This window comes from Halobacillus salinarum (assembly GCF_022919095.1).
GTDB lineage: Bacteria > Bacillota > Bacilli > Bacillales > Halobacillaceae > Halobacillus_B > Halobacillus_B salinarum.
Genome location: NZ_CP095073.1, coordinates 1,062,191 through 1,088,360, shown reverse-complemented (window position 1 = coordinate 1,088,360; position 26,170 = coordinate 1,062,191). Strand labels below are relative to the sequence as shown.

Below are 26,170 nucleotides of genomic sequence, written 5' to 3'. Positions count from 1 at the left end.
CAGCGTTATTTCTTCCGCACCGCCCGCTCTTTCCCGATTTTAATAATCTTTTTTATACGACGGCTGATCCGCCAAAAAGGGAGGAGCCGTTTTTCTGTTCTCATTTGTGCCTTCAGCCGTTCCAATTCTTCAAATTCTACCTGCGTGAGCAAAATTTCCTCTTCCGTATCCTTTCGTGGAAATGGGATCAAGTCTCCCATAATGCCTGCTCCTTCCTAACGAACCCGTATCATCACCATCAGGTCACTCGTAAACATGCTGATTCAGCATTGTATGATGCTCCCGCCATTTTGATGAGCCTATTGTTCCGCACGGAATCGATCAAGAGAACAAAAAGAGCCTAGCTTCTGCTAGACTCCTCCTTTTATCTCACAATTGAAACCGTCTGCGACTGGTTCACTTTCAGTGGTATGCTGACTGCACCAGCCGTAAAATCAAGCGCCTCCTGCCTTACTTCATTCATATTTGTCCGGTACACTGCTTTCCCGTCTACTTCAAAACGGGCTTCTGTTTCCCGGTCCCGCCCGTTAAAGAATCGTAGAATGAGAGAATCATCCTTCTCTGATTTCTTTAATGTACTTAAGACTGCGTCTTTATCCGCCTGCTCAAGCAGCTGATACGTGAGTGGAGTTGATACATCCGGATGGTTCAGCTTCATCGCGTTGTGCGGGATTTTGTTGTACGTATGGACAGGCGTCAAGTAATCCTTGGCAATCCGCGCAAGATTCATATCGTCATCGTGGGAAACGAGAGCGAAATCGAGCGCAAGCTTCCCTTTCATCTGTGAATCCGGGGTCGGGAGCTTAATCCCGGACGGGCGGCCGGGGCGGCGCACCATGTCGGATTTGCCTAAATAACCGACGCTGCGGAACAGCGTAATGGCGATCGTGTCATCACCGACAATCTCGTATTCTCTCGTACTGTTCGTTAAGACAGCCATGCCGGAATAGCTCACGTAGCTGAGCATTGGGTAGATCGCATCCGGACGCTCACTCCAGTTCTCCTCCTGCCACACGTCCATCGCCGGATCCCTGACCTCGCGCTGAATGTGGCCAAACTGGTTATCGGCAACAGAAACGGCAGACTGTAAACCGGTCGGAATATACGCGCGCAGCCGGTGGTCTTCTGCTTTGTTGTCCAGTTCACACGATATGTGCATCACCGGCTTATCATTCGGAATTTCAATGCTGAATCGCACGTCCAACTGGCTGTTACGCTCTCCATTTTTCCGGGCATCGATATCTTTTGGCACAGCGAGAGACAGCTGAATATCAATGGCCCCGCCGAACTGGTTTTCCTTAATCGACGTTTTTGCTTCTAAGTTACTAGAAAAAATCTTCGTTTCTCCAGCAAGCGGTGAATAGTCGTATTCATCGCCGTCGTCCCCGCCGTTTTCCAAGAGCAGCACGTCATTAAACAAACGCTCCCGCTGCTTATCCCAAATTCGGAGCGTGCCGTTTTGGTTTACTCGAACCGTATAATAATCGGTTTCCACCTGCTGCTTTTCTTCACTTGACTGATTCCCTGTTTCCTCGGCTTCTTTTACAAAAAGGGTGCGATAGCCCATCGCAGGCAGCTGTTCCTTCAGCTGGATCGTGTACTTAATAAACGGATCGTAATTGCCGTAATGGACGATCTGCCTGTCGATTAAGCCGGGGTCGATTTCTTCCGCGGAAACAAGCTCATATTCAACCGGCTCGCCCGCCTCTGTTTCTAAAGTAAACGCCTTAAACTTACTGATGACTTCGGTCGTGACCACTTCTTCGCGCTCATACGGCAGGAAGTTAAACAGCGTTAAGCGGTCGTTCTCGTCCTTCGTATCGATCGCATCAACGATTTTTCGTTTGTAAAATTCGATCAGCTGATCACACTTTTCCTCGGCAATAAATAAGCGCCCGGCAATTTCCTTGTGCACTTTATCCGAACAGCAGCAGCCGATGCTGTCATGGGCGTGGTTTTTCATGATTTCCTTCCAGATCAGCTCGATTAAGCCGTGGTGGTAGTCAAAGCCGAGATCATACGCGATGGCCGCGAGCGGCTCGAGTTCATTGGTCAGCTTATTCTCCACTCTAGTATTGGCTGCTTTAATGTCCATCCGGGTGGAATAAATGCTGCGGTGAACGCGCATATATTTGCCGTCTAAAAACTCGCCGGAAATCGTATCAAGCTCCGCTTCTTTTTCAAGGGCTGCAAAAACATTTTCGTATTTGCTCAAGAAAAATTCACGGTCAGGATAGAGCACTTCAAGCTTCTGCATCACTTCAAAAATATCCTTCTGAATCGGCATTTGGTCGTGGCCGTTCGGCAGCAGCTGATGCGCGGTCGTCGCTCCTTTATCCAGCACCGGAAAATACTTGTCCATGCGCTTCGTAAGAGCATCCTCTTCGTGCGGCAAATATTTGCCGATCGCATAACCGAGCGGCAGCAGCTGGACGAGGACGCTTGAGTCGTCTTTCGTTTCCCAGTAAAATTCGGTTTTATCCGTGCCATGGCGTTCAGACGTGCCCCGCCAGAAAATCGTGTAGTAAATGTCAAAGCCATTTAATAAATGCGGCAGCTGGGCCGACTGGCCGAAGGAATCCGGCAGGTAGCCGATCATCATCGGGCTGCCGAATTCCTCGCTGTCTTTGATCCCGTACAATAGATTGCGGACGATTGACTCGCTGCCGACGACCATTTCATCGGTCTGGGTGTACCATGGCCCGATGATCAGCTTACCCGCCTGGACAAGCTTCCGGACGCGTTCTTTTTCCTCCGGTTTTACCGCGAAGTAATCCTCTAAGATTGACGTCTGGCCGTCCAGCACATAGTAAGGATAATCCGGATCGTTCTCAAGACGATCCATAATTTCTTCCATATTATTAACGAGTAGAATCCTTGACTCCTCTGTGGAAAAATACCACTCGCGATCCCAGTGCATATGCGGTACTACGTGCATCTGCTTCATCGTTATCCCTTCCCTTGTCTCTGTTTAGTTCACAGCTGTTTTCATTTGTGGTGCTTCGTCCCGCTCTTCAGTGGTCTGCGGTTTTTTTTTCAATCGATTCTTTCTCGTAATGATCAGCAGTACCATGGATATGAATGCCCCAAGCAGAGCGGCACCTAGCCAGATGCTCGCTGCTGTAAATAGGGCTGGACCTTTTAACAACGCCAGGGAGAAAATTCCCGCACCCGGCACATCTAAGCCGACATCAAAGTAAGCGACGATGCCACCGGTCACGGCAGAACCCGCGATTAACGACGGGATAACGCGCAGTGGATCGTTGATCATAAACGGAATTGCCCCTTCTGTAATCCCGGCAAGCCCCAGCAGCCACGTCTGCTTGCCGACTTCCTGTTCAGGCTTGGTGAAATACTGCTTCCCGACAATGGTGGCGCCGGTCACGGCAAAGGCTGAGACCATTTTCACCGAAGCAAAAGCCGCGTACGGCATAATGTTACCGCTCGCCATCGCCCCGATACAGAACGTGTAAGCTGCTTTATTGACCGGTCCGCCGAGGTCAAAGGAGACCATCGCGCCTAAAATCACGCCGAGAAGGATCGCATTCCCGCCGGATAAGCCTTCCAGCCAGTGGATCAAGCCGTTGTTTAACGCCGCCAGCGGCTCGCCGACGACAAACATCATAATCGCACCGACCGAGAGCGTCCCGGCCACTGGATAGAGCCAGAAGCTGACGAAGCCGGAGAATGTGCCTGAAGTCTGGACATTTTTCTTTAAAAACTTGATGATGTACCCTGCAAGAAAACCACCGAGCATCCCGCCTAAGAAGCCGCTGCCGATTAAGTTCGCAGCAATCCCGGCAGCAAAACCAGGTCCAAGCGCCGGTTTATCAGCAATCGAGTACGCCATGTAGGCAGACAGGACGGGAACCATAATCGTTCCGAGCATCGTGCCGCCAAGCTGGCGGTACAGCCACAGCCACGAGCCTTCTTCTGCATACACATCCTGCAGGCCAAAGGCTTGGGAGATGAGGACGGCAAATGCAAGCGTCATCCCGCCGGCGACGATAATCGGGATGATGTAGGAAATCCCGGTCATAATCGAATCTTTGATTTCTGCTTTAAACGGTTTTTCGTCCGGTTCATCATCGAAGTCGTCTTCCACATGTACGTCTTCCGTATGAGGAGCGGTCTGTTTCGATTTCTCCAATGCTTCCTCGATGATTTTTCCGGCATTTTTTAACGGGGCCGCAACAGAAGTCGTCACGCGCGGCAGCCGGACGTAGCGGTCCGGATTTTTCACGGCCACGTCTGCGGCGAAAATGACCGCATCGGCATTCGCAATGTCTGCTTTCTTATGGCGGTCTTCAATGCCGTTTGCGCCTTGCTTTTCAACGAGCACTTTGGCATTGTATTCCCGGCCGGCACGGACGAGCGCTTCTGCTGCCATATATGTGTGTGCGATCCCTGCCGGACAAGCGGTGACCGCTAAAATGAGTTTGCTCGGTTCCTCTGTTTCTTCCTTTTCAGGCTCTTCTTCTGCATCAAGCGCAGCAAAGAACGCTTCACTCGTTTTCGCTTCCAGTAGACGGGCTTTGTAATCAGGATCGGCCAGCCGCGTCATCATTTCCGCCAGCAGATTCAAGTGCGTGGATCCCGCTTCATTTTCAGGAATCGCAAGCAGCATCACGAGCTCAACGCGATTATTTTCGTCCACACTTTCCCAATCGTCGATCGGTGTTTTAAGGGAAGCCACCGCAAAAGCGGCTTCCTTGACGGCGGTTGATTTGCCGTGCGGGATCGCCAGCCCGCCTTCAAGTCCTGTTGGCGACAGGTCTTCTCGTTCCATAACGGCTTGGTAAAACTCTTCCTTCGAATGAAGCTTGTTCTTTTCATCAAGCTGATCGACTAAATAACGAATCGCTTCCTGCTTCGAAGGAAACGTATGATTCGTACTGATCAGCTCAGGTGAGGTCAAACTTTGTAAGTGCATCGCTCTGTCCTCCTCTATGTCATCCTAACTTGCACTTAGCTTACCATAGGGGACGAAAGCGTTTGCCTAAATTCATATATGTACACGAAGACAATAAAAGAAACCGTTTACATGTGTATAAATACACATCAAACGGTTTCCCATAACCGGTTCGATAAGACTTGCAGCGCAAGCATCACCGGCGTCTTATCTGAAATGTTGTAATTCTCAAGCATCCGCTTCGGGGAGTAAAAGAAGAATTTGTAATCCGCGGTCTGCTGCAGCGAATTTTCAGAGAAATGGGTTAACGAAATAATCGTAATCCCCCGCTCACGCGCAAGCTCCACCATCTCCAAAATCTGCTTCGTCTCCCCTGACATGCTGATTAAAAACAGCACGTCCTGCTTACTTGCGTGATTGAGCGCATACACCGCATCATGCCGGTGCAGGAAATACTCCGCCTGCTTTCCGCCAATTTTCAAGTGCGTGGAAAACAGCTCGCAAAACGGCACCGTATCCCCGACTCCAAATACATACACGTGCTGCGCCTGATGAATCCGCTTCGCAATCTTCGCAAGCATCTCCTCATCCAACAGCTCAAGTGTCCGCTTCAAATTGTAGGAGCTGCTATCCTCCCGGTCGAGATTCACCGACTCGAGCTCTTCCTTTAAGCTGTTCTTCAATTGAGAAAACCCGTCATAGCCAAGCTTCTTCGATAAACGCGTAATCGTGTTGGGAACGGTGTAGAGAGATTTGGCTAACGACTGAATCGAGTTTTCGATGACCAGGGATTTATGACTCACGATGTAGTCGATAATCTGGTCATCATTGTCGTTCAGTTTATATTCGTATTTGCGTGCGCGTTCTTCCAGGTTCATGGCGTCACCTCATGGTTTAGGTTGTTCTGTGTTGTTTATTGTACCACGGGTGCTTAGGGAGGGTGTTTGAATAAACGAAAAGCTATGAATAGCTAATTCTCCAAATTCCAAAACGGCCGGATCTCAATGACGCCATTGGCCCGGGCACACGGCGTGTTCGCGACAAGGTCGATCACTTCCTCCACATTCTCTGCCTCAATGATAGAAAACCCTGCAAGCGGAAGACCGTGGTGCTCATCCGTCCCTTCGGTCACCTTCAGGTTTTTATCCCAATTCCTTACAGCTGTTACTTGCGGCTTTACGGCGGTTACCAGGTTCCCACGGTCGCGGATCACGCGATCGTTAGCCAGCAATTCCTGCTTTTCATTATCGTTCAACGCATTCCAACCCGCTTCATCTCCATACGCCAGGCAAAGATATTTCATCCTTCAATCTCTCCTTTTTAAATGGATAGGAACTTTTTCGCCTTAACTACAAAGAATCCTGCAAGCACGCACGTATATTCCGGCAAAAAAAAGCCCGGAAAATTTTCGAATTCAGAAAACCTTCCAGGCCGGCGCTCCGTTTATTTTTTCATGTACCGCAGCTTAAAATCACTTTCTTCTAAGCTGGACTCCTTCTCATACTCTTTTAATTCCTCATTCACCGTCACAATTCTTCCTTCAAATTCATCAAGCCTTCCTTCGCCGAAAGCATGGACAAACATGGGCGCCCGCTCCGGCGGCACATCGACGCCTTCTTCGAACAGTTCTTCGATTTTCGGCAGGTATTTCTGGCCGATGTCTGTATCGCGCTGGTAGCGGGTCATATCGGTGTCGTTCAAGCCCGGATCTAAGGCAAAGGCTTTGACGTCGGTGTCCGCAAGTTCAGCAGCTAAGTTCTCCGTCAAGCGGGCGATAGCGGTCTTGGACGTCCCGTAGCCGTTGCCGTATGGAAACGCGCTGAAGGTGCCGCCGCCCACGATGTTGACGATTCGTCCGCTGCCCTGCTTTAACAGCTGCGGAACGATCGCCTGCACGCAGTAAAAGGTGCCGATGAGATTAGTGGTGACGTCGGTTACCCAGTTTTCTGCGTCCACTTCCCACGTCGGGCCGATCGCTTTAAAAGAGCCCGCGTTGTTCACCCAGACATCGATTCTGCCGAATGCATCGGCAACTTCCTGCACGACCTGTTGACTGCTTTCCGGCTTCGTAACGTCGAGTTTCCATGCTTTATTCTCAATGGAAAATTCACTGAGCTCGGTTTGCAGCTCATCAAGCTTCGCTTCATCTCTTCCGGTGCCAATGACGGTATAGTCCTTTTTCGCAAAATAAAGGGCTGTATTTCTGCCGATCCCTCTCGTTGCTCCTGTCACGACGACGACTTTTCTTGCCATTGCTGCATTCCTCCTTTAGTATTCCTTCATCCAGACGACCATCGCTCCATCCTCGCGGTTATCCCAGGCGAAGTATGGAATCGCTTTGATGGCCGTTTCTTTGAACGACTTGTCGGTCTGGTATAACTCTTCACTCGCACTCGTTCGTGCGTAAGCTTTTGCCTCAATAGCTGCAATTCCGTTTAATACATCTTCTTCAAACACGACTTGAAAATCGCTTGATTCAGGGAGCTCCACCGCAAACACCGATGCCTCATGATCGGCCTGCTCAAGGCAGTAAATCAACGGACCGCGCTGTAGAGCCACTTTTCCGACGGCATCTTTCACGGCTGGATGAGCGTAGTTGCGGAAGACCGGCATGTCCATCGTTAACGAAACCGTATCGCCATCTTGCCAGTCTCTTTCGATGCGTACATACCCATGTTCAAGCGTCACCCCTTCGTCTGTTTCCTCCCCGTTTACCTCCAGCCGGTAACGGGACGTCCAGTTCGGGATGCGGAGCTTTAATCCAAACCGGGCTTTTTCCTGCAATTGGATGGCGAAGTCCACCTGCGGCTCCCACGGATAGTTGGACGTTTGCTCAATGGTTACCTTTTTCCCTGCGAGCTCGGTTTGTAATCGGGATTGCACGTACAAATGGACAATAAGATCGTGGTCAGACTCGGAGTAAATGTACTCTTCCAACGACGCAAGCAGCCGTGATAGATTCGGCGGGCAGCAAGCGACATCAAACCATTCACTGCGGTGCTTATCGCCTTTACTTTCCAGCGGATTCGCGTAAAAGAATTTTTCCCCGTCGAGTGAAACGCCGGCAAGTACCGCATTGTATAACGCTCTTTCCAGTAAATCCGTATATTTCGAATCACACTCGTACTGCACCATCCGGTGGTTCCAGAACACGAGTCCAATCGCAGCACACGTTTCTGCGTACGACGTTTCGTTCGGCAGGTCGTAATCAGAGGTGAACCCTTCGTTTTTTTCCGACGAGCCGATGCCGCCGGTAATGTACATCCGTTTATGTACGAGGTGGCTCCACAGCCGCTTACACGTGTTAAAAAGGTTTTCATCACCGATTTCATAGGCTAAATCGGCCATTGCGCTGTAGAGATACATCGCGCGGACCGAGTGGCCTTCCGCATGCTCCTGCTCTCTGACCGGGAGGTGCGACTGGTGGTATTTATTAACGTCCTCCCCTTCTAAATGACCCACCACCGGCTTTAAGTGGCCTTCGTGATTTCTCGCTTGCCTCTCCATATCAAAGTAATGCGGCGACGTTCCGCGCTCGTCAACAAAATACCGGCTCAGCTCCAGGTACTTTTCATTTTGCGTAACCCGGTACAGCTTGATCAATGCGAGTTCAATTTCTTCATGGCCGGGATAGCCCTTCATCTTTCCTTCCTCCGTCCCGAACACAGACGCGATGTAATCGGCATAGCGGCAGACGGCATCGAGAAGCTTTCTTTTACCGGTGACTTCATAGTAAGCAACCGCGCCTTCGATCATATGGCCGGCGCAGTATAATTCATGGCCGCCTTCAAGGTCGGTCCACCTTTTTTCCGGTTCGACAGCCGTGTAGTAAATGTTCAAGTAGCCGTCGTCCTGCTGGGCACTGACGATTAGATCAATGACGTCATCGACTAACACCTCAAGCTCGGAATCGGGATGATGCGTTAAGCTGTAGCTGGCCGCTTCGATCCATTTCGCCGCATCGGAATCCCAGAAGATGTGCGGCTTCTTCTTACCAGGCGTCCAGTCTAAATGAAACGCATCAATCCTTCCCGTCCGTTTGCACTGCCGGTATTGATACGGAATCGTTTTCGTGCGGTTGATTTCCTGTCGCGGTGCCCAAAACGCATCATGAATGGTCACCTTTTCGCGGGAAAGCGGGTAGATACGGTTCAAATGTTTCGTTGTCATGTAAAAATTCCCCCTATTGAATAGTTATCCTTTAACGGATCCACTTGTCAGTCCAGCGGACACATAGCGCTGGGAAATGACGAGTAATATTGCGGCCGGGATCGAAGCAAGCACAGATGTCGCCATCATTTCGCCCCACGACTGCGAATACTGCGTAATGTAGCCGTAAATGCTGACGGTAATTGGCGTGATGCTGCCTTTCGTGGACAGCGTGACGGCGAATAAAAAGTCGCCCCAGCCAAACAGAAAGGCAAATAAACTGGCTGTAATTAACGCCGATTTACTAATCGGCAGAATGATGCTGATAAACGTCCGCCAGTCCCCGGCCCCGTCGACTAAAGCCGCTTCCGGCAGCTCTTTAGGTATCGAGTTCATAAACGCCCGCAGAATTAAGATGTCAAACGGAATCGAGAACGTGCAGTCCGCGAGAATCAGTCCTAAGTAGCTGTCGAGTAAGCCTGTCTTTTGATAGATCATAAACAACCCGTTTGCAAGCGACACGCCGGGTATCATTTGTGAAATCAGCAGGGCAATGATAAAAATCGTCGTGCCTTTAAACTTAAAATGCGTCGTCGCATAAGCCGCCGGTACAGCGATAATCATCGATAAAAAAGTGACACCAAGTGCGATCACTAAGCTCGTCAGTAAATGAGGCAGCTGCGTTGAAAAAGCACTCACGTACGACTCAAGCGTCGGAGTCGGCGGAATTAAATAAGGCGGATTCCTGAAAATCTGATCCGGCGTTTCCAAGGAGACAATCACGATCCAATAAAGCGGAAACAGCATGACCGCAAGGATGATGAGCCCGATCGTGAAATGCATTCCTTTTTTTACGGTTGCATTCATTGTTACACCTCCATCGTTACTCTTTAGTCGCTTTCACATAGAAAAAACAGAAGACGAGAGAAATCAGGATCATGATGTTCGAGACCGCTGCCCCTTCGCCGAACGACAGCTGCTGGAAGGATAGATCGTACGACCACGTCGATAAAATCTGCGACGAATTCGCCGGTCCGCCTCCGGTTAAGATCATGACGATATCAAACACCTTCAATGTGTAAATCAGCGCCAGCGTCAACACAATCGCAAGCACCGGCTTTAAGGACGGCAAGGTGATATACCAAAATTTCTGCCATGCACTGCAGCCATCGATCGCCCCTGCTTCGTACAATTCATTCGGAATATCCTTTAAGCCGCTGTAAAGGATCACCATGCTGAACGGAATCCCGACCCAGATGTTCGTAATGATCGTCGATAACAGCGACGTATCCGGTGACACGAGCCAGCCAATCGGCTCGCTGATGAAGTGAAGCTTCATTAATACCCAGTTCAAAACGCCGTGCGACTGATCAAGAATCCACCGGAACGCGGTCCCTGAGACAATCAGCGGCAAAAGCCACGGCACTAACAATAAGCCGCGGATCAGACTGTTTAACGGAAATTTTTTCGTAAAAAAGACCGCAAGCGCCATGCCGATCGTCACTTGAAAAACAATCGAGCCGAGCACGAAATAGAGCGTATTCATAAACACCTGCCACATGAGCGGCTGGGTAAACAGGTGGATATAATTTTCAAGCCCGATAAACGGCGAGCTTCCCGAGCCAATGGAGGAGATCGAATAATCCTGAAACCCCATCATGATCGTGCGGTAGATGGGGTAGAGGAAAATTGCGATCAAATAAATCATCGCCGGCAGCACGAAAAGCACGCGGCTGCTGAACCAAAAGGACTTCCGTTTCTTCCTCTGCTTTTTTTCCACGATGCTGCTCCTTCTTGATAAAGGCTGATCCATGTCGTTCACTCCTGCCTTTAGAAAATGGTTGGAAAAGGTCCGGATGAAGCCCCGAACCTTGGCTTTTTACTTGTCCATCGTTTCTTCGATCTTCTGTTGATTTTCCTTGGCTGCTTTTTCTGCATCTGCAGAACCGGACAACACTTGCTGAATCGTTTGCGAAATGTGGTCACTCACTTCAGGGAATTTTGCCCCGGCATCTTCTGTAAGCGCTTTCGCTGATTTCAGCTCTTCAGCAAACACGTCGAATTCGGGATACTTTTCGACAAACACGTCATACGCCGGTTTGTAAGCCGGAATGTAACCAAAGGTCTTCGTCACTTCAGGCAGCCGGTCTTCATCCTGAATCCATTCAATAAACGTCCACGCTGCTTCCTTCTCTGCTTTTGTAGCGGAGGACGTAATCGTTAAATCCTCTCCGCCAATCGGGCTGATCGGCTTCTCGCCTGCTTTTTCTGTCGGCAGCGGGACAATGCCGTAATCAATGTCGGTGCCTTCAAGCGATGGAATCATCCACGGCCCCATCACCATCATCGCCGCCCGTTTAGCCGCGAATTCGTTGTACACCTGCGTCTGGCTGAAGTTGACGACAGATTTTGACGCGCCGCCTTCCTCGACCAGCGTCTGCCACACTTTTAACGCGTCCACTGACTCATCAGAAGCAATATCAAGTAAGCTTCCGCCTTTTCCCCACAGGAACGGAGCGAACTGCCACGTCGCCTGCTGGTTACTCGGCGCTGAAAAAGCAATGCCATATGTACTTCCCTGGTGCAGCTTTTTCGATGCCGTAATCAGCTCATCAAACGTCTTCGGCGGCTCGACGCCTGCTTTTTTCAACAGATCCTTGTTATAAAAAATCGCTAAATCATTGCTTCCGAACGGGAGCCCGTACAATTTATCGTTGTAGGTAACGGTGCTGATCGGGCCTTCTAAATACTTGGAGGTGTCGATATCGGCGATATCACTGAGCGGGGTCAATGCGCCAGCCTCGACCATAGCCGGAATGTTTAAGTTATCGACTAATAAAACGGTCGGGAGTGAATCGGTTTTTGCCTGACGGAGGGTCGTTGGTAAAAATTGATCATAAGGAACAGTTGTGCGGTCAACTTTAATGTCCGGATGGCTCTCTTCAAATTGGCTGATCAAGTCGGTTAACGCCTTGTTCGGCTGTTCATTCGTAAAGTAGTCGGACATCGTAATATGGACAGGTCCTGACTTTCCTTCTGAAGATGAGTTTTCCGAACAAGCGGTGGCGATAAGCATCAATGCAGTGATAAGGAACAAACTTGCGATTTTTTTCACGTCATTACCTCCTCATAATAGTCGTGCTCTTTTTGGACTTAAGGGACATGCATCGTTCTTTTCCTGGAGCAGCTGTTACCTATTTTTGGTTAATCGTTTTATCATTCTACAAAAAATAAAAGAGAACAACCAAGAGAGCTAAAATTTGATTAAACGATTAACCAATCTTCAAAAATTTTACCTCGCTTTTACACTTTCTCTTTTTACGAGTGTACAAGAAAGCTGAACGTTGCCATTCGGCTGCTCGGAAGAACCGGTTTTATGGATGAATTGAAACAGCACGTCCATCGCCTTTTCCCCCATTTCATGGAGAGGAATCGCCATCGTCGTAATGGACGGGCTGTAGAAGGCCGTGAATTCCCGGTTATCAAACCCAATAACAGAGACATCCTCCGGAACACTCATCCCCATTTCCTGGATCGCCTTAATCGCACCAGCTGCCATTAAGTCGTTCAGTGCGACAATAGCTGTTGGCGGATCCGGGTGGGTAAATAACTCCTTCGTCATTTCGTAGCCGGAATCAATCTTCCAATCTCCGGTTCTAATATAGCCGGGATCAAACAGAACTTCATTTTCTGCAAGAGCGGTCTGGTAGCCATAAAACCGGTCATGGGAAGGGATGGAATTAATCAGTCCGCTGATGAGGCCGATCTTTTCATGACCCAGATCAATTAAGTATTTCGTCGCTTCATAGGCGGCAGACTTATCGTCATAATTGACAGAGCAGTCATCCTCGCGTGTGGTATAGCAGTAAGTATACACGATCGGAACGGACACAGGCGGAATATCCTCGGTCACATCTCTCGGGTGGTTCCCGATATAAATAATCCCTTCCACCTGGTTCTCCATCAGCTGGTCAATGACCTTCGGAATCATCTCCTTTAAAACATCCGTTTTCGTAAAATCAGTGCCGATTCGTTTAAACAGCCGGAGATTGACTAAGGAAATTGAATAGCCCTTCTCTTCCGCGAATTCATTAATCCCGTCACAGATTTCCGGCGTGTTAAACACCGTCAGATCCTCCACGATCACACCGATGACGTAGGATCTCTGCGTCTTCAAGCTTTTCGCGATCTTGTTCGTCTTATAATTCAGTTCTGCAGCGACTTTGAGTACTTTCTCGCGGGTTTCGACGCCTACTCTACCGGTGTTATTTAACACGTGGGAGACGGTGGCGGTGGAAACTCCTGATTGGGTTGCTATGTCTTTGATTCTAGCCATGTCATCTACATCCTTACTTGAACGATTAATCGATTAACCACATTTAAAAAGTAACATAGAAGTTAAACATAAGTCAACGAAATATTCAGAAATCTTTCTAGTTCGATTTGATAGTATTGGGCTAGATACTGTCCCTCTAGTAGAAAAACTGGAACGAGCACTAAAAAAAACTGTTCCATTGCTATTCGGAACAGTTTTTTTCTATTTCAATATATACCTGTACTCAAGCCTGCTATTTCGCCACCGCATGACGAGTCTCTGAAACTACTTTCTTTCTTGAGAACACGAGCTGTCTTAAATATTTAGACATTGGCTTTTCGACTACAAGATAAACCAGGCAGGAAGAGAGCGTGGACATGACAATCACTACTGCCATAGATACAAAGAACCCAGCAGCATCAATAAAGTTTACCTTATCCAAAAGGATGATATAGAAATGAAGAAATGGTCCATGAGCAATATAAATAGAATAGGAGGCATCCCCAAGGAAAGAAAGAGATTTAGGAACGTGACGTTCCTTTTTATCCTTTTCGGCAATACCAAGCATCATGATCATTGCGGATAGACAATAAAAACTTGGATTGTGAATATGAACCAGTCCATAGACCATATTTATCCAAATGAACAAGTACCCAAGTAAACCAACAGCAATGAATGAGGATGAAAATTTAAACGCATAATTCATAGATACATAGGCAACTAGAGAACCGAGTAGGATTTCTAAGGTGCTAAAGCTAAATAAAAAGGTCTGAAAGGGGATAATGTTCAATTCTAAGAGAACCGTTAAGACCACCCAGCCTAAAATCATGGGTTTCAATACTTTGGGCTTGAAGATATAGAAAGCAAACATGCAGTAGAAGAACATCACATGGCTCAATGACCACGTCGAACTTAACACGGGCTGGGTAGGTAAAATAAAGATAGATTTCATAATGACTTCCAGCGAGTAACGATCATCTAATGCTGGAAAGACTAAAGAAATAAGGATGGCTGAGCCAGTGAATATCCAGTAAAGAGGATAGATCCGAATTAATCTTTTTAACATGAACTTGGAAGCTTCCCCTTTGGTCCCGGCCCGCTTATGATACAGATAATAGATCATGAATCCACTGACGATAAAGAAGAAATCCACCCCGCCTGTCCTTTCCCAACTACCCATATGAAACCAGTCATAACCAAATCCTGAGTAAAATAAAATATTTACATGACCAAGGAGTACAAACAGAATTGCTATCGCTCTTGAAATTTGGATAATGGACAATCTTCTTCTTTGTGCCATTATTAAACCCCATTCCTGTCTTTTAGGACGTTTTGGTATGCTTATAAAATGCGTGATAAGTATAATTGACAAAATACCAAAGGGCTGATGGAATATTTACTTTCCCTACCTTTCTATAAGTGTTCCAGGTTTTCTTTGCAGAATTAAATTTATTACTCGAAAGAGAATGGCCGCATTTTCTATAATAGGCAAGCTCTTCATTTAATCCATAGGCATGAATGTCTTTTGATAGAATGGACATCCAAAGTCCATAATCCTCAGAGCAGTCTCTAAAAAGCGGCATTTGTACTTCTCCGACTACTTCTTTATCCAGGACAACAGTTAGAGTTCCAATAATGGTATTTTTCAATAATTCCTTATACTCCATTTTTTCCGGGACTCGAATTACACGATCCGATTTCTCCCCTGCTTCATTCATCATTCGATAATCGGTGTAGGAGAAACCAATCTTATTCTTCCTCATAAAGGTAATTTGGTTGGATAATTTTTTCGGATGCCACAAATCATCACTATCTAAAAATGCGAGATACTTTCCTTTTGAAGCTTTTATCGCAGTATTTCTGGCATGAGCAGGTCCATGGTTGGCTGCTGAAGGAATGACTTTAATCCTTGCGTCCAACATCATTTCTTTGGTTACAAGCTCTTTCGTTTGATCGGTTGAGCAATCATCAACGATAATCATTTCCCAATTCGTGTACGTCTGGAATTTTACAGACTGAATCGTTTCACAAATAAACCTTGAAGCATTATAGGTTGGAGTAATTATGGAGACAAGATCCTCTTTTGCATCCATCATTAGGTGAACCTCCTTCGTTTAGAAACTCTTAATTGATTTTTTCTAAAGGTTTCAATGACTTCCGGGTTTGAGATTGACTCTTAATTCCCTGGGACTGTTCTCTTTGCAGGACTACACGTATCGTTTGCATAAAGATCTGTAAATCCATTAGGAACGTATAGTTTTTCACGTAGATCAAATCATACCTCAGCTTGTCTTCAGCAGAAGTAGAGTAATTAGCCAGCACTTGAGCCAGACCTGTAAGACCAGGCTTCACATTTAACCTGTGTAAATAGTCAGGTAATTCTTCTGCATATTGATTAATGAAATGTTCTCTTTCAGGTCTTGGGCCGATCAAACTCATATCACCTTTAATTACATTGATGAATTGGGGTAATTCGTCTAGACGCAGTGTCCGCATAATAGAACCCAGCTTGGTAATTCTCGGATCTTTCTCTTTAGCAAGCACAGGACCTGTACTATTTTCAGCACCGTCAACCATACTTCGAAATTTATAGACTAAATAGGGGTGCCCATTTAACCCCAGCCGCTCCTGTTTATAAAGGGCTGGCCCTTTTGACGTTAGAGGAACTAAAGCAAATAAAAGAAAAAATACAGGACTTATAACTAACAAGAGTGTTGTGGAAATCACTACATCAAACAACCGCTTGCCAATTTCCTCACTCCTCGTTAATCCAGGAGGCTTTACCGAATATACAAGAAGATCATCTACTTGTTGAACTTTTACATTACCTGCAAACAAATCAACCGATTGAGGAACCAAAAGGACTTCTTTCCTGTGATGGATACACGATCTTATAATTTGATCGATAAATTTGCGTTCCAGATGTGGACTTACTACAAATACATCAATCTCGTTGTATTTCTCGATAGATTCCATTTCCTCGATAGGAAGAAAACCATTAAATTCAAACCATCCTTTAGAATGCTTCCTGAATTTCCGGGCAATCGATTCTTCAACAGCAGAACCATTCCCGATAAGTATGACCCGCTTCCTGCCATATAATTTCATGTAAAGCGTCCATTGACTTAATCGCACAGCTAGAATAAGCAAAGTTTGTACCAGGAAAGAACTAAGTAAAAAGGCTTTAGTGAAATGAGTGTTAGAAAGGAAGATGGAAAGGATGAAAGTCATAAACAAGAAGCAGATCATGGCTAAGGGAACGTTATAAAGCACTTGTTTGGCACTGGTTCTCTTAACATCTCCATACAGGTTAAACAAGTAAAAACTCAGCAAACAACTTAACGATGATATGGATAACCAGCCAGGATGGAATGGATGTACATGATTGAAAGGAAACAGGATCTTAACGATTTGCAAGACTATGAAGTATCCAGATTGAACTACCCCAACGTCGACTAGAGCCATCATTATCTTTTCAACGTGCCCTTGAGAATTCTCGTACATACTCACTTCACTCCTTTTAATCAAATCTCAACCCTTCTATACTTCAAAAAGAAACAAATATACTATATAACGAATACACAATTAAAAAATTATATCCCTTTTACCTCTTTGGAATGTGCAGGTACCTTCTTTTTATTCATCAATGGTTTATATTTATAGATTTTTTTAAACAGGTTAGTAAAATGGTAATCCAAGCGTTTTCCGTCAAGAATTGTCTTGCCATAGGCCATCGAAACCGTGTGCAGCCCATCTGGGTATAAGCTGTCCGGTTTTGGCTCAAGACAACTTACGGGCGTTTCCTTAAATTCTGTCAGCGATAGAGTCTCTATCTTATTCATAACAATCCTTCCTCCGTATGTTTCCGAACAATCCTGAGCCGGCCTGTAGAGTTCATTGTCATGAAAAAACGGGGTTCCTGCCGGTCTTGAGGAACGTACGTCTATTTTCACCGGATTTAATGAATGAGGGGTCCATTCTCCCAGCAAATCCTCCGCATAATAAATATGCAATTCATTATTATGGCTGTCTGAATCAGAAGAACCTTTGGTGCAAAACAACCACCAACAGCCTCTCCATTTAAATAAAGTAGAATCAACGCCAGGGAAATTACTTATTAAAGATGTGATTTTTTCCCACTGCCTGTTCACTTGATTTAATTGGTAAAGACTGACTTCATTGGCTTCGGAGGTTTCAGGAACACAATAGGTATGCTCTCCCTCCTCTATAATAAAAGGATAGGACATGTGGGTCGGCAGCTTGATCGTTTCCCTTACTCCAGCAGAATCAACGGCGTTTCCTAACTCTGCTTCACTGATAAACCCTTTAACTTTTCTATAGTCCAGCTCTTCCATAATGATTTTGATCCCTTGATCCGTCTTATAAGCAAAAGGATCTGCAAAATAAAGGTTCTTCTTAGGAATGATCCATTGGATTTCCGGCTCCGTGGACGTTAGTAATTCATCAATCGGAACATCCACTGTACCTATATTCCAATATTCATAACAGAATAACTTTGAGTAAAGAGACTGACATTGGTTCAAGAAAAGTTTACCGGAAAAGATAAGGGCTTCTCGATAGGTTGGATGTCGCTCAGGGTCTAACGCCTTATTCACTTTTGGGACTGCTGGTGGATCACTCGTATCATTTTCACTCAGCATTTCTTTACACACATAGGCCGGCCATCTGGAAATCGCTCGTTTGATCTTACACTTTTGTGTACGATAGGAAGGGAAATGAGTAGCAAAATAACCCGTCTTTAATGCTGTGCATTTTCCTCCTCTCTCCAGTTTAAGGAGTGCCGCTTCAGTCACTGCATTTCCATCATAGATTTCCCGCCAGTATGGCTTTTTCTTTAGGCAATGATCGAATGTCCACACGTCATGAGTCGGCAGAACGATCATTTCATCCGGGATATTTTTGGAGCTGATGCTTAGAATAAAATCCAATTGATAGCTCTTTATCTCTTCGACATCCATTTTCGACAACTGAACCCTCTTGTGTTCATTTTCCTTTAATTCCAGCACCGGTACTTGAAGGGACAGGCTCGGAATAGATGCTCTGCGCTTATTCCTTCTTAAATGCTCCTCAGTGGTCACTTGCATGAGTAGGGAGCATTCCACTTGTTCCAGAGATGTTAAATAATCAATCGTTTGCTTTTGCCATTCCTTAAGTTCTAATTGATCACACAGTATTCCAAACTTCAGCACACTCTCTCACCTCCTCAATAAATTTATCCTGTTTGAATGAATGACTTGTCACAAGAGAGATACTCTTGCAGCGTGGAATGGATCATTCGCTCTAATGAGAATTCTTTTAAAGCTCTTTTCCTGGCATTCTCTGCTAATTCCATTCCCTTTTCGCGATTGGCTTCTAACAAAAGGACCTTCTCTGCAAAACCCTTCACTGAATGTTCCGGAAGGAGAAAACCGGTACTCCCTGCTTTAACAGCTTCATGAATTCCCCCGCGATCAATAGAAAGAACAGGAGTTCCAACAGCCATGGCTTCAATGATAACCATAGGAAACACTTCTCTATGTGAAGTGAGGAGCAAGAGATCCATGTCTGCGGTAAATTTTTCTGGATGATGGATCTTTCCCAATAAGACTACTTTATCGGCCAGACCGTGGTCGTGAATCTTCTCTCTTATCTTCTCTTCCTCTGGCCCCTCCCCTCCGATGAAAAAAGTAAGGTTAGGCATTTGTTTAAGTTCATTGGCTACTTCGATGAAAAATTTGTGATTCTTCTCCTCCGATAACCTTGCTAACATGCCAACCTTAAATTCCTTATCGATTTCTTTTGGCTGATATGTGAATTGGTCCATATCCACACCATTGTAGATGGTCTTAATTTTGTTTGGGTTTACTCCGGCAGTTACTAAGCTGGTCCTTTCAAATTCACTTACTGTAATCACACGATGAACAAATTTGTTTAATAAAGCTGTAAATAATTTTCGGTTTTTCAACTCGAGAATCGTAATATTATGCTTCGTGTAAATAATCTTGAAATCAGTCTTGTTCATTATCTTTAATAAAATGCAGTAAAGCACCATTCTCAGACTGTTTGCATGGATGATATCGATTCCTTTTTCACGAACGAGATTGCCTATTACTTTTAAATTTGAGTAATGGCTGGTTCTGCTCAGTTCAAAGAAGTTTTCTTTACGCTTAATATTCCTGGAGAGATCTCCGCTCCCTGCAGCATAGTAGAAGGAAATCTGCTGGTGACGTAAAAAGTTCTCCAGCTTACAGAAATACATTTCAGCTCCTCCAAATATGAGTTTATCGGTTAATACAAGAACATTCATAGGATGTAGCCTCCTTTATTTTAGAGAGGAAGACAGTGATAAAGGCATACGTGCACTTCTGTTATCTTTTAAACTTAGAGGTGCTTGTTTATTTATATAAGCGGATAGGATTGCGATATATAGAAAAAACATGTCATTGATCACAACGGACAAAAATCCCATTTGTAAAATCAACCCGATAAAGGTTAGAAACAAATAAGGATGATGCTTATGCATTCGGTTTTGAAGCAGCTGATAGAGTACACAACCGATAAATAATAAAAAGAAAAAGATGCCGACCAGTCCCGAGTCAGATAAAATATCGAGAAACGTGTTATGAACCGTCAACGTATCTCCATAATCGTGTAAGTTATAATCAGAGAAGTTAAATGCCCCCACTCCCACATACATATGATTTTCAAAATAATGCCAAGCTCTCCCCCACAGGGCTAGTCTTCCACTTCCTCCATCATCTGTTGTATCTGCTATTCTCTCCATCATGATTCCAATAAAGTTGAAATTAAATTTCACGATCGCTATATAGGCAACGAGGAAAACGGAAAGAAATAGACCTGAGATTAATCTTATTTTTTTCAAAGGATTATTTAATAAAATGTAGAGAAACAGCAGAAGCAGCATAACTAACATTCCGCCTCTGGAAAAGGTTAATAGATTCGTTAAAATGCAGAGAATTAGACCAACTTTATTTTTGATAGACTTTGAGTTACATAGGAAATAAGCAAAAAATACAGTGTTATAAAAAACATAAAAATTAGGATCCTGCATCAATCCAATCAGTCGCGGGTAGTTGCGATCAAGCATCATCCCAAATTTACTAATTCGATCGCCTTCGAATATAAAATGCACACGATGCAAACCTAAAAAATATAAAAGCAGGCTAGCGGAATTAAAGAGAATCCCAACACTTGATAGTGCTTTTTCTATCAAGGACTCCTTTGTCTCGCCAATGATCGCCTTCATAATAAAGTAACAGCCAAGATAAAGAAAAATCCCTAACATAATTCTTATACTTGATACCGGGTAAAGTGCGAACGCTCCTGTAAAGCAATAAACTAAGTAAAAAAGCAGCATGATGATTTCGAACAGCTGCAGCCTGTGGAAATAAAATGCATTCAGATTAATGACCAAATAAAGAATGGTAAATATCATAAATGGCTTTAATGCAAATCCCATGTAGATGTTATATTTGGCTAAGATAACTAATAAAAAGAGACAGAAAATGGCTAAATAGCGATTGTTTGTAGCTTCAGTTGTTTTATAGTCCATTTTCAGCCTCCTTAGCCCTTTGGCTTAACTTACGAGATACTTTGAATTTTTTAAGGATGGTTTTTCCTTTTTTATTTAACTCTGGATCAAGGATAAGTACCAATACCAGAATAATTAAATGGCATACCGCAGCAAGCATGGGGACCGAATGCAATAAATAATTGATACTAAGAAAGCTTAAAGTAAGAAAAAGGGTATAAGGGACGATCACTTTCTTAGCTAACACCCAGCGATCCGGGTTACATGCCCAAAATCCAATTAATGAAACCGCTTCTATAGTTACCCCTGCAACGGCTGCGCCAGTTACTCCAAACGATTTACTTAAATAAACATAAAGGAAAATACCAATAATGATGGAGACGGCTTGGACGCTTGTTCTGAAAATTTGTAAGGATTTGGTCGTTAAACCATCTGCTAAAGCGATGTTAATGGCCTGAAGCGTTAACATTAAAGATAGGATTTTAAGCGGGAGGGCAGCAGCTAACCATTCTGCTCCAAATAGTAGTTTGATGATAAACTCGGATAGATAGAAAAACGGAATGGTCATCGTCATCCCTACTAATGCCATTAGTTTAATTAAAGTCAGATTATACTTTAAATGGTCACGCAATCGATTGCTATTAAACGCTTTAAAAAGAACTGGATAATAAGCTCCTGCTACGATGAATGGAACTTGCTGTAATGCTTGAGGAATTCTATAGGCTACCGCGAACAGTCCCACACCCGTAAAATTTATTGTCTTCTCCAAAATAAGGGGCCCCAAATGAGGCAGCATAACAAATAATAAGCCACCTATTGTAAAAGAACCTAGATTTTGCAGCAGCCCTTTATGAAACGGGGTTTTCCACCTTATTGGAACGTTCTTCGCCACAAGATAAATCGCAAGTGCTCCTGCAGCAAAATAAGAAGCTCCATATAAGAAGCAAACGAGCACCGGTTGGAAATTCAGAAGCATGCCGAGTACGATCGTGATGACGAGACAGCCTGCAGACACGATTCGGATAAGCCCAACGAACTGCATTTTTTCTTTTAACTGAAAGAATGTGATTCCTACACTTTGCATTGCGATCCCAGTGACCATAGGAATGATCAGACAATAGGCAATCTGGACAAGTTGAATATGATCTGCATAAAGAAGTTGAATGACTATAAACCCAATAAGAAAAGTAGCTGCTAATAATCCTGTTCTCATTTTTATGTAAGACGAAATAAGAATGGACGTATCTACTTTCTTTGAACCTTCCCTCAGCACAATTTCACTTAATCCTGCATCAGTAAAATAACCCATGATCATTGCAAAAGCTAACGAAACACTGAACATCCCGTAATGAAAAGACTGCAAATAATAGGCGAGTGTTATTAAAGCCGTCGCATTTAAAGCACTCGATACGGCGGTACTATAAAACAAATGAAAAATGTTTCTCGCAATCGAATTTTTCTCTTTCTTTCCCATAGCAGAGGCTGCCTCCTTTATTCATAAAAGGTTAGGCTGTTTGATGAATAACTCCTAAAACTTTTTTATTGGTTTTTTCTAACGCTTCTTTTGTCCTTAAGACATCTGTTTTTTTAGTTTTATTTGATCTTAGCACCAGAATCACTCCATCACAGTGGTTAGCCAGAACTTGTGAATCTGAAACAGATAAATAATCACAAGCTTCAAAAAGAATGACATCGTAGTTTCTCTTGCATGTCAGAACAAAATCTTGAATTTTATCAGCATTCCATATACCAGAAAGGCTGTGCGGTATTGGACCTGTTGGTAAAATAAAAAGCCCCGGCAAGTAAGATGGACTATGATGTTGATTGACATTTCCATGATGCAAAATCACATCTGTGAGCCCGCTGCGGTTCTCAATCTGAAACCAATGATGCAAGGAAGGATTCCTTAAATCAGCATCCACCAGCATCACCTTTTTTCCCTGCTCTGCAAAGGTCATCGCTAGTTTTGCTGTTATGAGAGATTTTTGTGGCTGATAGGTTGGTGAACTTACCATAATACTTACTGGCTTATCCCTAGAGACGTGTTCTAAATTCGTCCGAATCATCCGAATTTGTTCCGTGCTTATTAATTCTTCTCTTAATTTCATAGGACTCACGTTTTTCTTACCCTGTGGTTTTCTCAACACTCAACCCCTCCCTCTTTCTCTTACTCTTTTCCAGCTTGTTCTGCTTGGGTAATCTTTTTCTAAATGAGCGCGGCTGCTTATGCTTCAAGTCTATTTCCCCTAAAACAGTTAGCCCCAATACCCCTCAATATCGCTATCTGAATGAATAGAATCATCAAGGTGTTCTCTTACCATCGCTCCACCTATGCCTAGCAGGAACCCAACCGTAATCCCTATGGCCAAATTCAGTTCGATACTTCCAACTTTCTCAAGCGTCGGACCATCATTATTTCCTCCCAAGACGTCGATATCGGTAACACCGAAAAGCTCGTTCATCTTATCGACGGTTGTCATGGCAATGGTATGCGCGATAAGCTTTGCTTTATCAGGATCATGATCTCTAATTAAAACATTTACGATCTGTGAATTTTTAGAATTTTGAACCGTCAGCTTTTCATTTAACTTCTGATCTCCGATATTGATTTGGGCTTTCACAGAATTCAAAACGGTGGGACTTTTAATAAAATCAATGGTCGAGGATAGGAGCATATTCAGCTCCTGAGACTCTCCATAAGAATTATTGTCCTTCTTCAACTTGCCCACCACTATATTTTCAGAAGCTTCATAGGCAGGCTTCATCACATATAAACTAATCACCCCTGTAATTAGAAAACAGCCCAGAGTGACGAGAACAATCGTCATCCATCTCTTCTTTATGATTCGAAAGAACTTTTTAAGATCGATTCTCTCTTCCATAGTGACCTCCAAAAATGTATTTAAGATATATTTGTAATTTCCGCTTTGTTTTGATAGAAATGAACCGTCTCTTTTAATCCTTCTGCGAAACTATAGCGAGGGGTCCAATTAAATTTCTCTTTTGCTAATTCGTTCGATAGATAGCTATGGCGGATATCTCCCTTTCTCTCAGGTTCAAAATTGGGGGAGACATTGATTTTTAGGATTTCACTTAATTGCGTAATAATATCTAAGATGGATATTTGCGTTTCCGTGCTGATATTTAAAATTTCACTTTCCAGAGAGTTCAGGGCCGCAACATTTGCCCTGGCTACATCCTTAACAAACACGAAATCTCTCGTCTGTGTACCATCGCCAAATATGGTTGGGGTAAGATGATTCATTAGTTGATCAATAAATATAGCGACCACACCTGCTTCACCTTTTGCATTTTGTCTCATGCCATAAACATTTGCATATCTTAAAATGGTAAAAGCCAGCCCGTATAGCTTTGAAAACATTTGAATATAGGCTTCCGCATTTAATTTTGATAACCCATAGAAGGAGACTGGAGAAAGTGGATGTTTTTCATCGATCGATAGATATGACGGTGCCCCATAGAGTGCAGCAGACGAGGCAAAGATAAACTTCTTCACCTTATACGTGACGCAAGCTTGCAAAAGGTTGATAGTTCCTAAAATATTTTCGTCTCCGTCATAGAGAGGCTCCTCCATAGAACTAGATACGGAGACTTGGGCCGCTTGGTGAATAACATAATCAGGCTGTTCTTTCAGGAAAATAAGATCTAACTCTTCACGAATATCCACTTTATAAAGCTTGGCCCCTTGAGGAACATTGGTTAGATTCCCTGTTATTAAATTGTCGACAATGACAACATCGTAATCTGCTTCCAAAAGCTGCTCTGCGATGTGTGAACCAATAAAACCAGCTCCACCCGTGAGAAGAACTTTCATATTACCTTCACCTGACCTTTCTTATTAAGAACAAATGATCATTACATGAAAGATTCAATGACTATTAATCCGCATTTTAGTTCTTTAAATAGAACGTTATCTCATTATAGTTCATTTACCATAATTTGAAAATCACTGAAATCACTATTATTTTCTTATTAAGAACAAATTCCGCATAATTACTCTTAAAATCTTTAGTTTTCTCTTATTTTGTTTTTTATTAAGAACAATAAACAAAAAACCACTCTCTAGAAGTGGTTTTTTAGATGTTCACTATTTTTTTGATTCTTCTACCGGTGAGCTGTGGTAATTATTTTTCCCCTGATCGCTTATTGAACTGGATAATACATTTGAATAAAGTTGGTTTCCATAAGAATTTTTGGTAAAAAGCACTAAATCAGGATTGTGCTGATCAGGCAGATCCCAAATCATTCCTTCAAACATGTTATCAGAGCCCGTAATGGTCAATATTTTCTGAGTGGCTGAAGAGGGCTGTATTTGAAGTCCAAGGAATTGGTTGCCAGTAGCTTCATGAGGTACAGTAACTGAGCTTTTCATTTCTATGAATTTCAAACAATCATCAAGAGTAATGTTGATAAACCGATTCCCATTAATAAAACTATATCCACTTTCGGGTTTGACTGATTCAAGCTTGATTCCTGTTCTAAAGCCTACAATTCTAAGATCACTAAAATTAACGAAACAGATAAAGTGCCCGGGGCCATTCGCATAAAGCGATAACCCTGTACCTTTGTGAGAGGGAGTGGAATTAATGATACTTACATTATTGACCTGCGTTCTTTCCCATGACCAAAACCTCTCCTGACCATTTAAATAAATTACTTCTGAATTAAAAGACGAACCAGTAACCTCAATGATTCCATTCGTGATGGAAGCATTCTTCAGTAATTCAATGGCTCTAAAATTTCCTTGCACGTACAGCTTTGTATTTTGATCAAAATAGAGCTCTACGCCTCTCTTTATTATGATCCCTTTTTTAATAACAAAATGTTTATTTCCTGAAAGAATAACTTTAGAGATACCTTTATCGTAGCTGTAATCGATCGCTTGTTGTATGGCCGCAGAGTCATCCTTTAAATCTGTCCCAACAGCACCAAACTGTTCTACATTTACCGCTTCCAGAGGAGCCTGAGGAAGCGAATCATCCGATGAAACGGTGTCTTTTAAAAACATGTGACTCAATCCCTGCCTGGAATCATTTTGCAGGTAACCCAGTGAAAGAGCTAGTACCGCTAACAGAGGCAAAATGAATAGAAACATTTTCTTTTTGGACAACTTATTTCCCCACTTTTTCAGCTTTTAATTGTGATGGGATAGCTAGTTGAATACTTTCGTTTCATGGAACTTATTTCCTTTTTTACGTATTCATTTAAAATATGAACCTAA

At 44.0% G+C, this 26,170-nt stretch carries 22 protein-coding genes; all 22 read right to left on the bottom strand.

Annotated features, from left to right (window positions below; genetic code table 11):
• Positions 1-5 precede the first annotated feature (5 nt).
• The gene (locus MUN89_RS05655; protein ID WP_244712154.1) at positions 6-200 is read right to left on the bottom strand and encodes a hypothetical protein; all 195 of its coding nucleotides are present in this window, start codon (positions 198-200) and stop codon (positions 6-8) included.
• Between the two features lie 164 nt (positions 201-364).
• A complete protein-coding gene (mngB, locus tag MUN89_RS05650) occupies positions 365-2,947 on the bottom strand; it encodes a mannosylglycerate hydrolase (protein ID WP_244712152.1) in 2,583 nt (860 codons plus the stop codon).
• 24 nt (positions 2,948-2,971) lie between these two features.
• Entirely contained in the window at positions 2,972-4,933 is a 1,962-nt protein-coding gene (gene mngA / locus MUN89_RS05645) for a PTS 2-O-a-mannosyl-D-glycerate transporter subunit IIABC (protein WP_244712151.1), read from the bottom strand.
• Between the two features lie 128 nt (positions 4,934-5,061).
• Positions 5,062-5,790, bottom strand: coding sequence for a MurR/RpiR family transcriptional regulator (locus tag MUN89_RS05640; RefSeq protein ID WP_244712149.1), 729 nt, complete (start codon positions 5,788-5,790; stop codon positions 5,062-5,064).
• A gap of 92 nt (positions 5,791-5,882) precedes the next feature.
• A complete protein-coding gene (locus MUN89_RS05635) occupies positions 5,883-6,215 on the bottom strand; it encodes a YciI family protein (protein WP_244712147.1) in 333 nt (110 codons plus the stop codon).
• Between the two features lie 140 nt (positions 6,216-6,355).
• The gene (locus tag MUN89_RS05630; protein WP_244712145.1) at positions 6,356-7,165 is read right to left on the bottom strand and encodes an SDR family oxidoreductase; all 810 of its coding nucleotides are present in this window, start codon (positions 7,163-7,165) and stop codon (positions 6,356-6,358) included.
• A gap of 15 nt (positions 7,166-7,180) precedes the next feature.
• A complete protein-coding gene (locus MUN89_RS05625; RefSeq protein WP_244712144.1) occupies positions 7,181-9,082 on the bottom strand; it encodes a glycoside hydrolase family 127 protein in 1,902 nt (633 codons plus the stop codon).
• 24 nt (positions 9,083-9,106) lie between these two features.
• Positions 9,107-9,928: a carbohydrate ABC transporter permease gene (locus MUN89_RS05620; protein WP_244712142.1), complete on the bottom strand. Its 822-nt coding sequence runs from the start codon at positions 9,926-9,928 to the stop codon at positions 9,107-9,109.
• Between the two features lie 16 nt (positions 9,929-9,944).
• Positions 9,945-10,874: a carbohydrate ABC transporter permease gene (locus MUN89_RS05615; RefSeq protein WP_244712140.1), complete on the bottom strand. Its 930-nt coding sequence runs from the start codon at positions 10,872-10,874 to the stop codon at positions 9,945-9,947.
• Positions 10,875-10,940: 66 nt separating this feature from the next.
• The gene (locus MUN89_RS05610; RefSeq protein ID WP_244712138.1) at positions 10,941-12,176 is read right to left on the bottom strand and encodes an ABC transporter substrate-binding protein; all 1,236 of its coding nucleotides are present in this window, start codon (positions 12,174-12,176) and stop codon (positions 10,941-10,943) included.
• 177 nt (positions 12,177-12,353) lie between these two features.
• On the bottom strand, positions 12,354-13,397 hold the full coding sequence (locus MUN89_RS05605) for a LacI family DNA-binding transcriptional regulator (RefSeq protein WP_244712137.1): 1,044 nt from the start codon (positions 13,395-13,397) through the stop codon (positions 12,354-12,356).
• A 232-nt stretch (positions 13,398-13,629) separates the two neighbouring features.
• Positions 13,630-14,676 carry an acyltransferase family protein gene (locus tag MUN89_RS05600; protein WP_244712135.1) on the bottom strand — a complete coding sequence of 349 codons (1,047 nt, stop codon included), beginning with the start codon at positions 14,674-14,676 and terminating at the stop codon, positions 13,630-13,632.
• Positions 14,677-14,698: 22 nt separating this feature from the next.
• Positions 14,699-15,472 carry a glycosyltransferase family 2 protein gene (locus MUN89_RS05595; protein ID WP_244712133.1) on the bottom strand — a complete coding sequence of 258 codons (774 nt, stop codon included), beginning with the start codon at positions 15,470-15,472 and terminating at the stop codon, positions 14,699-14,701.
• A gap of 28 nt (positions 15,473-15,500) precedes the next feature.
• The gene (locus tag MUN89_RS05590; RefSeq protein WP_244712132.1) at positions 15,501-16,880 is read right to left on the bottom strand and encodes a sugar transferase; all 1,380 of its coding nucleotides are present in this window, start codon (positions 16,878-16,880) and stop codon (positions 15,501-15,503) included.
• A gap of 89 nt (positions 16,881-16,969) precedes the next feature.
• Positions 16,970-18,586, bottom strand: coding sequence for a glucosamine inositolphosphorylceramide transferase family protein (locus tag MUN89_RS05585; protein ID WP_244712130.1), 1,617 nt, complete (start codon positions 18,584-18,586; stop codon positions 16,970-16,972).
• Between the two features lie 23 nt (positions 18,587-18,609).
• Positions 18,610-19,683, bottom strand: a complete 1,074-nt coding sequence (locus MUN89_RS05580) for a glycosyltransferase family 4 protein (protein WP_244712128.1) — start codon at positions 19,681-19,683, stop codon at positions 18,610-18,612.
• 15 nt (positions 19,684-19,698) lie between these two features.
• Complete coding sequence (locus tag MUN89_RS05575; protein WP_244712126.1) at positions 19,699-20,949, bottom strand: O-antigen ligase family protein; 1,251 nt, start codon at positions 20,947-20,949, stop codon at positions 19,699-19,701.
• Positions 20,939-22,402: an oligosaccharide flippase family protein gene (locus MUN89_RS05570; protein WP_244712124.1), complete on the bottom strand. Its 1,464-nt coding sequence runs from the start codon at positions 22,400-22,402 to the stop codon at positions 20,939-20,941. The genes MUN89_RS05575 and MUN89_RS05570 overlap by 11 nt, the downstream gene beginning before the upstream one ends.
• A gap of 31 nt (positions 22,403-22,433) precedes the next feature.
• Positions 22,434-23,072: a CpsD/CapB family tyrosine-protein kinase gene (locus MUN89_RS05565; protein ID WP_244712122.1), complete on the bottom strand. Its 639-nt coding sequence runs from the start codon at positions 23,070-23,072 to the stop codon at positions 22,434-22,436.
• Between the two features lie 111 nt (positions 23,073-23,183).
• On the bottom strand, positions 23,184-23,810 hold the full coding sequence (locus MUN89_RS05560) for a YveK family protein (protein ID WP_244712120.1): 627 nt from the start codon (positions 23,808-23,810) through the stop codon (positions 23,184-23,186).
• Between the two features lie 20 nt (positions 23,811-23,830).
• Positions 23,831-24,763 carry an NAD-dependent epimerase/dehydratase family protein gene (locus MUN89_RS05555; protein ID WP_244712118.1) on the bottom strand — a complete coding sequence of 311 codons (933 nt, stop codon included), beginning with the start codon at positions 24,761-24,763 and terminating at the stop codon, positions 23,831-23,833.
• Between the two features lie 273 nt (positions 24,764-25,036).
• On the bottom strand, positions 25,037-26,059 hold the full coding sequence (locus MUN89_RS05550) for a glycosyl hydrolase family 28-related protein (protein WP_244712116.1): 1,023 nt from the start codon (positions 26,057-26,059) through the stop codon (positions 25,037-25,039).
• Positions 26,060-26,170: the final 111 nt, after the last annotated feature.

What these genes read in the sequence shown, in the direction of transcription:
- MUN89_RS05655 (WP_244712154.1), bottom strand. Translation starts at nt 200, where the DNA reads ATGGGAGACTTGATCCCATTTCCACGAAAGGATACGGAAGAGGAAATT.
- mngB (WP_244712152.1), bottom strand. Translation starts at nt 2,947, where the DNA reads ATGAAGCAGATGCACGTAGTACCGCATATGCACTGGGATCGCGAGTGG.
- mngA (WP_244712151.1), bottom strand. Translation starts at nt 4,933, where the DNA reads ATGCACTTACAAAGTTTGACCTCACCTGAGCTGATCAGTACGAATCAT.
- MUN89_RS05640 (WP_244712149.1), bottom strand. Translation starts at nt 5,790, where the DNA reads ATGAACCTGGAAGAACGCGCACGCAAATACGAATATAAACTGAACGAC.
- MUN89_RS05635 (WP_244712147.1), bottom strand. Translation starts at nt 6,215, where the DNA reads ATGAAATATCTTTGCCTGGCGTATGGAGATGAAGCGGGTTGGAATGCG.
- MUN89_RS05630 (WP_244712145.1), bottom strand. Translation starts at nt 7,165, where the DNA reads ATGGCAAGAAAAGTCGTCGTCGTGACAGGAGCAACGAGAGGGATCGGC.
- MUN89_RS05625 (WP_244712144.1), bottom strand. Translation starts at nt 9,082, where the DNA reads ATGACAACGAAACATTTGAACCGTATCTACCCGCTTTCCCGCGAAAAG.
- MUN89_RS05620 (WP_244712142.1), bottom strand. Translation starts at nt 9,928, where the DNA reads ATGAATGCAACCGTAAAAAAAGGAATGCATTTCACGATCGGGCTCATC.
- MUN89_RS05615 (WP_244712140.1), bottom strand. Translation starts at nt 10,874, where the DNA reads ATGGATCAGCCTTTATCAAGAAGGAGCAGCATCGTGGAAAAAAAGCAG.
- MUN89_RS05605 (WP_244712137.1), bottom strand. Translation starts at nt 13,397, where the DNA reads ATGGCTAGAATCAAAGACATAGCAACCCAATCAGGAGTTTCCACCGCC.
- MUN89_RS05600 (WP_244712135.1), bottom strand. Translation starts at nt 14,676, where the DNA reads ATGGCACAAAGAAGAAGATTGTCCATTATCCAAATTTCAAGAGCGATA.
- MUN89_RS05595 (WP_244712133.1), bottom strand. Translation starts at nt 15,472, where the DNA reads ATGATGGATGCAAAAGAGGATCTTGTCTCCATAATTACTCCAACCTAT.
- MUN89_RS05590 (WP_244712132.1), bottom strand. Translation starts at nt 16,880, where the DNA reads ATGTACGAGAATTCTCAAGGGCACGTTGAAAAGATAATGATGGCTCTA.
- MUN89_RS05580 (WP_244712128.1), bottom strand. Translation starts at nt 19,683, where the DNA reads ATGAATGTTCTTGTATTAACCGATAAACTCATATTTGGAGGAGCTGAA.
- MUN89_RS05575 (WP_244712126.1), bottom strand. Translation starts at nt 20,949, where the DNA reads ATGGACTATAAAACAACTGAAGCTACAAACAATCGCTATTTAGCCATT.
- MUN89_RS05570 (WP_244712124.1), bottom strand. Translation starts at nt 22,402, where the DNA reads ATGGGAAAGAAAGAGAAAAATTCGATTGCGAGAAACATTTTTCATTTG.
- MUN89_RS05560 (WP_244712120.1), bottom strand. Translation starts at nt 23,810, where the DNA reads ATGGAAGAGAGAATCGATCTTAAAAAGTTCTTTCGAATCATAAAGAAG.
- MUN89_RS05555 (WP_244712118.1), bottom strand. Translation starts at nt 24,763, where the DNA reads ATGAAAGTTCTTCTCACGGGTGGAGCTGGTTTTATTGGTTCACACATC.